Raw genomic sequence first — 10,331 nt, forward strand, 5'->3', positions numbered from 1 at the left:
CCGAGCGGTCCGGTGGTTCCCTCCCAGGACTACTCGGGGGCGCGGCGGGACGGGGGCGGCGCGGTCACGGCCAGCGTCACCGCGCCCAGGAGCAGGACCAGGGCTCCGCCGTGCAGGGCGGTCGTGGCGACCGGTCCGAGTGCGGGCACCGTGGCACGTGCGGACAGCGCCGTGTCGACCGTCCGCGAGCCGTCGTGGTTCAGCACGACGACGGTCCACTTCCCCTCCTCGGCCTGCCACGCGAGCGAACCGATCCCGTACGCGACCCAGATCGGCCGGGCCGCGGGCTCGCTCGGCACGGGGCCGCCGTCCTGGTGCCGGTAGCGGAATTCAGACCCGTTCGGCCGCACCACGTCGTGGTCCACCCCGGACAGGTAGTCGGCCACGTCGTCGGCCGCGCCGATGCCGACGAACACGTCCTGGTCGACCTCCAGTTCGACGACACCGAGCCAGTCCTGCCCGACGGGCAGCCCGGCCTTGGTCCAGCGCATGTCGACGGCGCCGAACGACAGCGCGTAACCGCTGGTGTGGAACGGTTTCGACCCGGTGCCGAGGAACCCGTCGGCGTCGCGCAGGCTCGCGTCGGCCCAGCGTCCGAGCGATCCCGCGCCGGAAAGGGCCGAGCCGAGGACGAGCAGGAGCGCGCCGACCACGACGACGGCGGTCCGCCCGCTCGACCGGCCGCGGACCACCCGCGGAACCGGATCACCGGTGCTCGTCGGCGGAAGCTCGTCGACAACGTTGTCCTGGAGGAACGGCGGGTGTACGTCGCTCATGTCGCCAACGTACGCGGTAAGTCCGGAGCGTTGGGGACCACTTGTGCCGCAACGACTTCACCCGTTCGGGATACGCCCGTCCGCCGATGGTCCGGACGCCGCGCGACGGTGGTGGAGAGCCTCACCGGGGGGATGCGGAAAGGGGAATGGCCACCTCTTCCCACTTGAACTTATAGCGCACCGGGGGGCTTGCCGCAAGACCCCGGTGGTACCGCAGAATCATCGACCGGAGCCGGAACCGGCGAGTGAGGGGCTTGTGTCGATCCAGGGGTACGAAGAAGAACTGCGGTCCGAGCGGGACTACGTGGCCGGGCTGTACGCGCGGCTCGACGCCGAGCGCGCGCGGGTGAAGGACGAGTACGACACGGCGCTGGGGGGAACGGGCGGGACGCCCATGGAGCGGGACGTCCGGGTGCGCACGTCGGCGAGGGAGGTGAAGCGGCTGGACCTCGGGGACAACGGGCTGTGCTTCGGCAGGCTGGACGCCCTCTCCGGTGAGCACTCCTACATCGGCCGGATCGGCCTCTTCGACGAGGAGGACGACTACGAGCCGGTGCTGCTGGACTGGCGGGCGCCCGCGTCGCGGGCGTTCTACGTCGCCACCGCCGCGAGCCCGGAGAACATGCGCAGGCGCCGCCAGTTCCACACGCGCGGGCGGCAGGTGGTCGACTTCACCGACGAGGTGCTCGGCCGTCCGGACGGCGACGAGCGGGGGGACGCGGCGCTGCTCGCGGCGGTCAACGCGCCGCGCGGCGACGGCATGCGCGACATCGTGGCGACGATCCAGTCCGAGCAGGACGAGATCATCCGGCTCGACCACCCCGGTGTGCTGGTGATCGAGGGCGGTCCCGGCACCGGGAAGACCGTGGTGGCGCTGCACCGCGTCGCCTACCTGCTCTACACCCAGCGGGAGCGGATGGAACGGCACGGCGTGCTCGTGGTCGGGCCCAACCCGTCGTTCCTGCACCACATCAGCCGCGTGCTGCCGTCGCTCGGCGAGTCCGACGTGGTGTTCACGACCACCGGCGGCCTCGTGCCGGGTCTGCGCGCCACCGCCGTGGACACGCCGGAAGCCTTGCGGCTCAAGGGTTCGCTGAAGATCCTGGAGGTGCTCAGGGCGGCCGTGGCCGACCGGCAGCGGCTGCCGGAGAACCCGCTGCCGATCGAACTGGGCGGCGTCACGGCCCGGATCGACGCCGAGACGGCGGCGTGGGCCAGGGACGAGGCGCGGGCGAGCGGCCAGCCGCACAACGAGGCCCGCGCGGTGTTCACCGAGATCGTCACCTACGTGCTCACCGAACGGGCGATCAGCCGCATCGGCAAGGGCTGGCTGTCCCGGTCGGACCGCGAGGCGTGGGAGCGGACGCGGGCCGACCTCGTCAAGGAGCTGTCGGCCGACGCGGCGTTCACCGCGGCGCTCGACGAGCTCTGGCCCGTGCTGACACCGCGGGACCTGTTGGGGGCGCTGCTGGAATCGCCCGAACGGCTGCGGGCGGCGGGCGCCGACGAGGCGCTGCGGCGGGCGGACGGCTCCGCCTGGACGGTGTCGGACGTGCCGCTGCTCGACGAGCTGGTCGACCTGCTGGGCGCGGACAAGTCGGTCGACCGGGCCGCCGAGCGGGAGCGGAAGGCCGCGGCCGAGCACGCCGCCGCCGTGCTGGACGGGCTCGTCGGCCGCCAGGACTCGATGGACGACGAGGACCACCTGTTCGCCACGGACCTGCTCTTCGCCGAGGACCTGGCCGAGCGCTTCGTCGAGCACGACACGCGCAGCCTCGTCGAGCGCGCCGAGGCGGACCGGGACTGGACCTACCGGCACGTCGTCGTCGACGAGGCGCAGGAACTGTCCGAAATGGACTGGCGGGTGCTGATGCGCCGCTGCCCCGGCCGGTCCTTCACCGTCGTCGGCGACCTCGCGCAGCGGCGGTCCGAGGCCGGGGCGACGGCGTGGGGCCCGATGGTGGAGCCGTACGTGCCCGGCCGCTGGGTCTACCGGTCGCTGACGGTGAACTACCGCACCCCGGCGGAGATCATGGGCGTCGCCGCCGCCGTGCTCGCCGACTTCGCGCCCGGCGTCCAGCCGCCGGAGTCGGTGCGGGCCTGCGGCGTGGCGCCGTGGTCGAGGCGGGTCACCGAGGACGGACTGGCCGCGGCCGTCGAGGAGTTCGTGCGGGACGAGGCCCAGCGGGAGGGGACCTGCGTCGTGATCGGCCCGCCGGACGTGCCGGGGACGGTCGCGGTGTCGGAGACGAAGGGCCTGGAGTACGACGCCGTGCTGGTCGTGGAACCGGAACGGATCCTCGCCGACGGACCGCGTGGCGCGGCCGAACTGTACGTCGCGCTGACCCGCGCGACCCAACGGCTCGGCGTGCTGCACCGCGGCCCGCTGCCGGAGGTCCTGGCCGGGCTCACCGCAGTGGGGAGCCACCCTCAACGCTGATGCCGGTGGGAAGGAAAAGGCACCAGGCACACCGTCAGGGCCACGCAAGGCGTCCCAACGCGGCCAAACGCCTGGCCCGCGTGGGAAACGGCCCGGCACGCCGTCAGAGCCGCGACCGCCGCGCGCAAGGCGCCCCGAAGCGGCCGACCGGCCTGACACGCGTGGGCAACAGCCCCGGCACACCATCAGGCTGCACCGACCGCCGCGCGCAGGGCGTCCCAGCGCGGCCGAACGGCCCGGCCCGCCGTCAGAGCCGGGCCGCGACCGCCGCGCGCAGGGCGTCCCAGTGCGGACGGTCGGCCTGGCAGGCGTGGGCGATGGTCTCCGCGACCGCGTCGACCGGGTCGGCGGAGCGGGCGGTCAGCGCGGCGGCGTAGGCGTGGGCCCTGGCCGTCAGGGCGCGTTCGGCGGTCGTGTCGGCGGTCCTGCGGGCGAAGTCGGCCCGCAGGACCGCGGCCGGGTCGACCTCGTCGGTGGGCGCGCACCTGTCCCAGCGGAGTTCCAGCGCCCGCTGGTGGGCCGCGTGGGACAGGGCGGCCAGGTCGTCGGGGTGTTCGGGCGGGTAGGTGATGCCGTTGGCGGCGCAGGCGCGTGCCGCCGCGGCGTCCGCCAGGTCGCGCAGCAGGTCCGGGTCGGCCGCGGGGAGCGCCTCGAACACCTCGGGGGCGTTCACGGCCAGCCAGCCCGTGGTGCCCGACAGCGAGTCCGGGTCGGCGATCACGGCGGCCGGGTGGGCGGCCAGGGCCCAGGTGGCGCCGAGCCGGACGCCGGTGACCTGGTCGACGAAGGCCAGCGCGGACGCGCACAGGGTGTCCGCGTCCTCGAAGTCGAGGCCGACCAGGAAGGGCGTCAGCGGTCCTGCCTGCGGGAGACCGCCGAGGGCGAACTCGAAGGTCCCCACGACCTCGCCGTCCCTCGCGAGGCTGATCGCGCTGTCGAAGTCGACGTTCCAGTAGGCGCAGACCGCGACCCCTCCCACCGAAAGGCGGGCCAGCGTCTCGGGCAGCGAACCGTGGAAACCGTTGTCCTCGACGAGGACCACCCAGCCGCTGTGCTCGCCCGCCAGCACCAGCGGCAGTTCGTCGGGGAAGGCGTTGGTGGTGGCCGTGCCCGCGTCGACGATCGTCGTCAGCCGGGTGGGTCCGTCCGCGCCGAAGCGGGCCAGGGCCTCGGCCGTGGTCAGGCCCCGAACGGCGGTGAGGCACAGCGCTTCGGACGGCAGGACCTCGGCGGCCAGCATCCCGGCGTAGTGCGCGACCGCGGGCGTCGACGAGGGCATGGGAAGACCTTTCCACGAACGGGCCGCCGGGTTCCAGCGGAACGCGGCCGGCCGGCCGGAACGGCCCGGAGTCGTTGCCGCCACTGGCCTTTGCCGAATCGGCAACGTTGGTGGCGTGGACCGCGGCACCCGGTGCAGGGTGGCACCATGACGCACAGCCACGACCACTCCACCACCACCTCCGCCCCCCACACCGCCGCCGAGTGGGACGACCGCTACGCGGGCGCGGAGCGGTTGTTCAGCGGCCGCCCCAACTTCGCGCTCGTCACGGAGGTCGACGGGCTCCCGCCGGGCCGGGCGCTCGACGTCGGCTGCGGCGAGGGCGCGGACGCGGTCTGGCTCGCGGGCCGGGGCTGGGAGGTCACGGGGCTGGACGTGTCGCGGGTGGCGCTGGACCGCGCGGAGCTGCACGCCCGAGAAGCGGGAGCCCGTGTGGAGTGGGTGCACGCGGGCCTGGCCGAGGCCGTGCTCCCGCCCGCCGGGTTCGACCTGGTGTCCGTGCAGTACCCGGCCCTGCCCAGTTCCCCCGACCGCGCCGCCGAACGGGCGCTGCTGGCGGCCGTGGCACCCGGAGGGCTCCTGCTCGTGGTCTTCCACGCCGGGTTCGACGGCGACGTCGCCAGGGCCCGCGGGATCGACCCCGCCGACTACGTCTGGCTCGCCGACGTGACCTCGCTGCTCGGTGACGGCTGGGAGGTCCACGTCGACGAGGACCGCCCCCGCGACACGCCCGCGGGCGGCGCCGGACAGCAGCACCACACCCACGACGTCGTGCTCAGGGCACGGCGCTCGGCCTGACGAGGTCACCGCGGCCCGGTCTCACATCCGGGCCGCCACGGCGAGCAGGCGTTCGCGCATCCACTGGTGGGCCGGGGCGAGCATGTTGCGCGGGTGCCAGAACACCGCCAGCGTCACCTTCGGCGCCTCGATCGCCAGCGGCACCTCGCGCAGCCCGAGCGCCGGACCGAGCCGGTCGAACAGGTGCCGGGGCGTCAACGTGACCAGGTCCGATCCCGCGACCGCCTGCAACGCCAAGGTGAACGACTCCACGGTGACCGGGCTCGGCTGGCTCAGGCCCTGCTCGCTCAGCTTCACCTCGGACACGACCCGCTGCCCGGCCACGCCGTTGACCTGGACGGCGCGGGTGCTCGCCAGCGCCTCGGCGGTGAGCGGCTCGACCACCGCGTCGTTGTCCCGGTCCGCCACCGCGATGAACTCGTCGGTGAACAGCGGGACGTGCGGGAAGCTCAGCAGTTCCGGCGTCTGGAGCTGCAACGGCCAGAACAGCACGTCGCACCAGCCGGTCCGGAGCAGTTCGACCAGTTCCGCGCGCAGCGGCACCACGTTCACCCGCACGCCCGGCGCGTCGACGGAGAGGCCCCGCAGCGCGGGCAGCACGAGGACGCCGGACACGTAGTCGCCCGCCATGAAGGTGAACGTGCGCCGGTCGGTGGCCGGGGTGAAGGAACGCCCGGAGCTCAGCACCTCGCGCGCGGCGACCAGCGCGGTCTGCACGGGCTGGCGCAGCGACTCCGCGAACGGCGTGAGCACCATCGCGCGGCCGTCGCGGACCAGCAGCGGGTCGTTGAAGTGGCGCCGCAGCTTCGCCAGGACCGCGCTCATCGCGGGTTGCCCCATCACGAGCCGGTCCGCCGCCTTCGTCACGTTGCGCTCCAGCAGCAGCGCGTTCAGCGGGACCAGCAGGTTCAGGTCCAGCCTCCCCCAGTCCGTGGCCACCGCGGTGATTGTCCTCCCCGCCGGTGGACGTGACAAGCGAGCGCCGCAGGTCAGGACAACCATCGAGCCGGTCGATGGGATCCATGCGGAATTCGTCGGTTCTGGGGCCGGTGGTCCCGCCCTACCCTGGCACTTGACCACGGTCGTTCCACAGTGGACTGATCACGGGCGCGCGATCCACGCGACGACGGAGGGACATCACGATGACCGACACCAGCGGCTCCCGGACCCAGCGGCCCGCCGTCGCGAACGACCGAGCCGTCATCGGCGTCATCCTCGCCTCGCTGGCCTCCATCGCGCTCAACTCCGTGATCGCCGCGCTCGCCTCCGCCGCGCTGCCCGACGGAGGCGTCCGCATGGGCTTGGAGCTGAAGGAGTACGCGCCGCTGACCGTCGCCGGGGTCCTGATCGGCACGCTCGTCTGGCACGTCGTCCGCAGCCGGGCCCGCGATCCCCGCGCCGTCCTGCGGGTGCTCGTCCCCGTCGCGGTGCTCGTCTCGTTCGTACCGGACTTCGGGATCCTCTCGGCGGGCGCGACGCTCCTCAACTCGCTGGCCCTGATCGCGATGCACGTCGTCGTCGCGGCCGTCACCGTGCCGATGCTGCTCAAGGTGCTGCCGCTCAGCCGGTCCGACCGGTGACCAGCATCGGCTTGACGTCGAAGTCGTTCTGCAGCAGGCCGTAGGTCCTCATGAGGTTCGAGACGCGCTGCAAGCGGCTGAGGTCCAGCGAAGTGGGGTATTCGCCGAAGTGGACGAGGGTGGCCGTGTCCCGGTCGACCTTGGCGTAGTCGACCAGCAGCGACTGCACGGTCGCGTGGTCGGCCGCGTCCCGCTGCCCCTTGACCATGGCGCGCTGGAAGGCGGCGACGGTGTTCGGGTTCTGCTGGGCGAACTTCCCCGTCGTGCCGTAGCCGGCGATCGGGATGCCGTCGGTCGGGCCGGAGGCCGCGTAGAGGAACGGGATCTGGCCCGCGTTGCGCTGGGCGCGGGTGATGAACGGTTCGCTCATGAAACCCGCGTCGACCACGCCGCTCTCGATCGCGGCCTCCATGTCGGGCATGGGCATCGCCTTGAACGTCACCTTGTTCAGGTCGACGTCGTTGCCCTCCAGCGTCGCCTTCGCGGTCAGCTCGGCGATGTTGTTGAACGTGTTGAGGGCGATCGTCTTGCCCTCCAGGTCGCGGGGCGACTTGAAGCCCGAGTTCGCCTTGCCGAGGATCATGAACATCCCGGTCTTGGCCTGGTAGCCGTCCGCGATGAGCTTGAGCCCGTCCGCGCTCTTGGCGTCGTCCTTGGCCTGGGCGGCGAAGAACGAGACCCAGTTGCCGAAGGTGACGTCGAGGTCGCCGTTGATGAGGGCCGGGATCGCCGCCGCGCCGCCCTGGACGGTGACCGGCTCGACCTCGAGGCCCTCCTCGTTGAAGTAGCCCTTCTTGATCGCGATGTGCACCGACGCGACGTCGACGATCGGCAGCAGCCCGATCTTGATCTTGGCCTTCTCCGGCGCGGGCCCGGCCGCGGCGCCCGACTCGGCGTCCGCGTCGCCGAGCAGACCACAGCCGGACGCGGTGAGCAGGACGACAGCGGTCAGCAGCCCGGTCAGGGTCCGCGCGGGTCGGCCGCTTCGACGGATCATGTGCTGGAACTCCCCGGTGTACGTGACGCGATATCCGGACGAGGCGAGGACGCGGGATCAGCGATCCCGTCAACCGATGAGCAGGCTTTCGGCGGCTCGACACCTCTCCCGGCATTGCGGTCGGTTTCCGATGACGCGACGACGGGTCCACATGCTGGCACAGAAAGCGAAAGGGGCATAGTCGAAAATGCAAACCCGAATTCATGGAATACACCTTTCCGCTCAGCGGAAGCCCATCTTTACGAGCAGCGCAAGATCCGCTACGGCGGTCGCCGACCACTCCGGAGCAGCCCTTACGACTCCCACCTGCGACGCGTCCCCACCGCCCGGCCAAGACTGGACGATGCGGTTACGCCGAACCAGGCGATCTATTCCACGGTCATCGTCATAGCGAAATCACCCGAGAATCGGCGGAACAGGAGTCCGGGAGAAACAGGAAAAGATTTACCCATTCGACCCGAGCGGGCCTAACACTCGAATAGACCAGGAAAGGAGTCCCGGCCGTCCGCCCCCCTTTCCGCAGGTCGAGCCCGCGGCGAGCGGGAAGGCGTTCACCGGGGAAATGGCCGGGTGGTACCCGGCGGAGGGCAACCCGGTGCGCCGAATTCCCGTTACCGGCCAACCATCACGCCCGGTGACCAACCAATCGCGGAAAGGAACACGAACGGAGGAGAACCAATCGGACGCGGACGTACCGCCATCCGCCGTGGACCACCCCCGGCGGGGCGGGACTCAGCCGCGGGACAGCGGGAGGCGGACGGCGGGCGGGAGCGCCGCCGGGACGGGATCGGCCTGGAACGACTGGAGCATCAGCGCGGCGAAGCGGCGGGACGCCGCCACCCTCATCGCGGGCGACTCGACGCGGATGCCCTCGTTCGCCATCAGCGCGAGGCTGATGTCCTCCAGGACGAAGTCCCGGCGCAGCGCTCCCGCGTCCTGCGCGCGGCGAACCAGGTCGAACAGCATCCGCACCGTGCGGTCGCGGTCGGCGGCGAAGTCGACCGCCTGCGGGAGCTGCGAGGTGAACGCGCGGGCGAAGCCCCGGTCCAGGGCGTGCACCTCCATGAGCCTCTCGACCACCAGGCAGAACCCGCTCCACGGGTCGTCCGCCGCCAGGCCTTCCTCCACGATCGCCGAGCACGAGGCCATCTGCTCCGCGAAGGCTTCGGTCAGCAGCGCTTCCTTCGTCTGGAAGTGCCGGTAGACGGTCGCGACGCCGACCTCGGCGCGGCGGGCGATCTCCCGGATCGGCACGTCGAGGCCGTCCGCGGCGAAGGCCGCGCGGGCGACCACGAGGATGCGCAGGCGGTTGTCGCGGGCGTCCGACCGGAGGCTCGTTCCCACTTGTGCCGTCACCCCTCTCACTTTAGCCAACCGGACGGGGTGCTCCGTTACGGTCCGGCGCATGAGAGCAGTCCAGTTCACCGAGTACGGCCCGCCGAGCGTCGTGCACGTCGCCGAGGTGGCGGCGCCGCACGCCGGACCGGGTGAGATCCGCGTCGCCACCAGGGTTTCCGGGCTCTCGCCCGGCGAGACCACCATCCGCTCGGGGGCGCTGCGGGACGTCGTGCCCGCGACGTTCCCGTACCGGACTGGGTTCGACGCGGCGGGGGTGGTGGACGAGGTCGGCGACGGCGTCACGGGTGTCGGCGTCGGCGACGAGGTGTTCGGCACGACCCGGCCCGCCGAGCGCGGCGCCAACGCGGACTTCGTGGTCCTGACCGCCTGGGCCCCCAAACCGGCTGCGTGGAGCTGGGAGGAGGCGGGCGGCGCGGCGGGCGCCGTCGAGACGGCCACCCGCGTCCTGGACCGGCTCGTGGTCGGCGCCGGGCACACCCTGCTCGTCCAGGGCGCGGCGGGCGGCGTCGGCACCGTGGCGGTCCAGCTCGCGGTCGCCCGCGGCGCGCGCGTCATCGGCACGGCGAGCGAGCGCAACCACGACCTGCTGCGGTCCCTCGGAGCGGAGCCGACGACGTACGGGACCGGTCTGGTGGAACGGGTTCGCGCGCTGGCACCGTCCGGAGTGGACGCGGTGTTCGACTGCGCGGGCGGGGCGCTGCCGGACCTGGTCGCCATCGCCGGCGACGCGGCACGCGTGGTGACGATCGCCCCCGACTTCACCGCCGCGGCCCACGGCGTGCACCTGTCCCACGGAGCGCCCGCCGGTGAGACGGCCGCGGGCTCCGCCGACCCGTTGGCGGTGCACGGTCTCGCCATCGCGGTCACGCTCGCCGAGAACGGCGGCCTGCGGGTACCGGTCGAGGCGGTGTTCCCGCTCACCGAGGCCGCCGCCGCGCACGAGCTGAGCGAAACCCGCCACGCACGGGGGAAGATCGTGCTGGCGCACTAGGGTTCCCGGGTTCGAGCGGTGAGCACGCCAACCTCCTACCCCGGCGCGTCCGGGTCGAAGCCGCGCTCGATCAGGACCCGCAGCGACCACCAGGCGCGCTCGCCGCGTCCG

9 protein-coding genes are annotated in these 10,331 nt (G+C 72.5%); 4 read left to right on the forward strand and 5 right to left on the reverse strand.

Features of this window, described 5'->3' with window-relative positions:
* Positions 1-29: 29 nt before the first annotated feature.
* The gene (locus tag NZH93_RS01890) at positions 30-776 is read right to left on the reverse strand and encodes a hypothetical protein (protein ID WP_259621100.1); all 747 of its coding nucleotides are present in this window, start codon (positions 774-776) and stop codon (positions 30-32) included.
* A gap of 256 nt (positions 777-1,032) precedes the next feature.
* Between NZH93_RS01890 and helR the strand changes: the two genes are divergently transcribed.
* Positions 1,033-3,216: an RNA polymerase recycling motor ATPase HelR gene (gene helR, locus NZH93_RS01895; protein ID WP_259621101.1), complete on the forward strand. Its 2,184-nt coding sequence runs from the start codon at positions 1,033-1,035 to the stop codon at positions 3,214-3,216.
* 247 nt (positions 3,217-3,463) lie between these two features.
* On the opposite strand, the gene NZH93_RS01900 is transcribed toward helR, so the two are convergent.
* Entirely contained in the window at positions 3,464-4,495 is a 1,032-nt protein-coding gene (locus NZH93_RS01900; RefSeq protein WP_259621102.1) for a DUF6461 domain-containing protein, read from the reverse strand.
* A 147-nt stretch (positions 4,496-4,642) separates the two neighbouring features.
* Between NZH93_RS01900 and NZH93_RS01905 the strand changes: the two genes are divergently transcribed.
* Positions 4,643-5,293 (forward strand): class I SAM-dependent methyltransferase, encoded by a 651-nt coding sequence (locus NZH93_RS01905; protein ID WP_259621103.1) that lies wholly within the window; start codon positions 4,643-4,645, stop codon positions 5,291-5,293.
* 21 nt (positions 5,294-5,314) lie between these two features.
* On the opposite strand, the gene NZH93_RS01910 is transcribed toward NZH93_RS01905, so the two are convergent.
* Positions 5,315-6,232 carry a LysR family transcriptional regulator gene (locus NZH93_RS01910; protein WP_259621104.1) on the reverse strand — a complete coding sequence of 306 codons (918 nt, stop codon included), beginning with the start codon at positions 6,230-6,232 and terminating at the stop codon, positions 5,315-5,317.
* A 203-nt stretch (positions 6,233-6,435) separates the two neighbouring features.
* On the opposite strand from NZH93_RS01910, the gene NZH93_RS01915 reads away from it, so the two are divergent.
* The gene (locus NZH93_RS01915) at positions 6,436-6,873 is read left to right on the forward strand and encodes a DUF6069 family protein (protein WP_259621105.1); all 438 of its coding nucleotides are present in this window, start codon (positions 6,436-6,438) and stop codon (positions 6,871-6,873) included.
* Here the strand turns inward: NZH93_RS01915 and NZH93_RS01920 are convergent.
* A complete protein-coding gene (locus NZH93_RS01920; RefSeq protein WP_259621106.1) occupies positions 6,854-7,870 on the reverse strand; it encodes an ABC transporter substrate-binding protein in 1,017 nt (338 codons plus the stop codon). The genes NZH93_RS01915 and NZH93_RS01920 overlap by 20 nt on opposite strands.
* A 732-nt stretch (positions 7,871-8,602) precedes the next feature.
* On the reverse strand, positions 8,603-9,226 hold the full coding sequence (locus tag NZH93_RS01925; protein WP_259621107.1) for a TetR/AcrR family transcriptional regulator: 624 nt from the start codon (positions 9,224-9,226) through the stop codon (positions 8,603-8,605).
* Positions 9,227-9,275: 49 nt separating this feature from the next.
* On the opposite strand from NZH93_RS01925, the gene NZH93_RS01930 reads away from it, so the two are divergent.
* A complete protein-coding gene (locus NZH93_RS01930) occupies positions 9,276-10,220 on the forward strand; it encodes an NADP-dependent oxidoreductase (RefSeq protein ID WP_259621108.1) in 945 nt (314 codons plus the stop codon).
* Positions 10,221-10,331: the final 111 nt, after the last annotated feature.

Origin of the sequence: Umezawaea endophytica (assembly GCF_025061645.1) — a bacterium.
Taxonomy (GTDB): domain Bacteria; phylum Actinomycetota; class Actinomycetes; order Mycobacteriales; family Pseudonocardiaceae; genus Umezawaea; species Umezawaea endophytica.

What these genes read in the sequence shown, in the direction of transcription:
- NZH93_RS01900 (WP_259621102.1), bottom strand. Translation starts at nt 4,495, where the DNA reads ATGCCCTCGTCGACGCCCGCGGTCGCGCACTACGCCGGGATGCTGGCC.
- NZH93_RS01905 (WP_259621103.1), top strand. Translation starts at nt 4,643, where the DNA reads ATGACGCACAGCCACGACCACTCCACCACCACCTCCGCCCCCCACACC.
- NZH93_RS01915 (WP_259621105.1), top strand. Translation starts at nt 6,436, where the DNA reads ATGACCGACACCAGCGGCTCCCGGACCCAGCGGCCCGCCGTCGCGAAC.
- NZH93_RS01890 (WP_259621100.1), bottom strand. Translation starts at nt 776, where the DNA reads ATGAGCGACGTACACCCGCCGTTCCTCCAGGACAACGTTGTCGACGAG.
- NZH93_RS01920 (WP_259621106.1), bottom strand. Translation starts at nt 7,870, where the DNA reads ATGATCCGTCGAAGCGGCCGACCCGCGCGGACCCTGACCGGGCTGCTG.
- NZH93_RS01930 (WP_259621108.1), top strand. Translation starts at nt 9,276, where the DNA reads ATGAGAGCAGTCCAGTTCACCGAGTACGGCCCGCCGAGCGTCGTGCAC.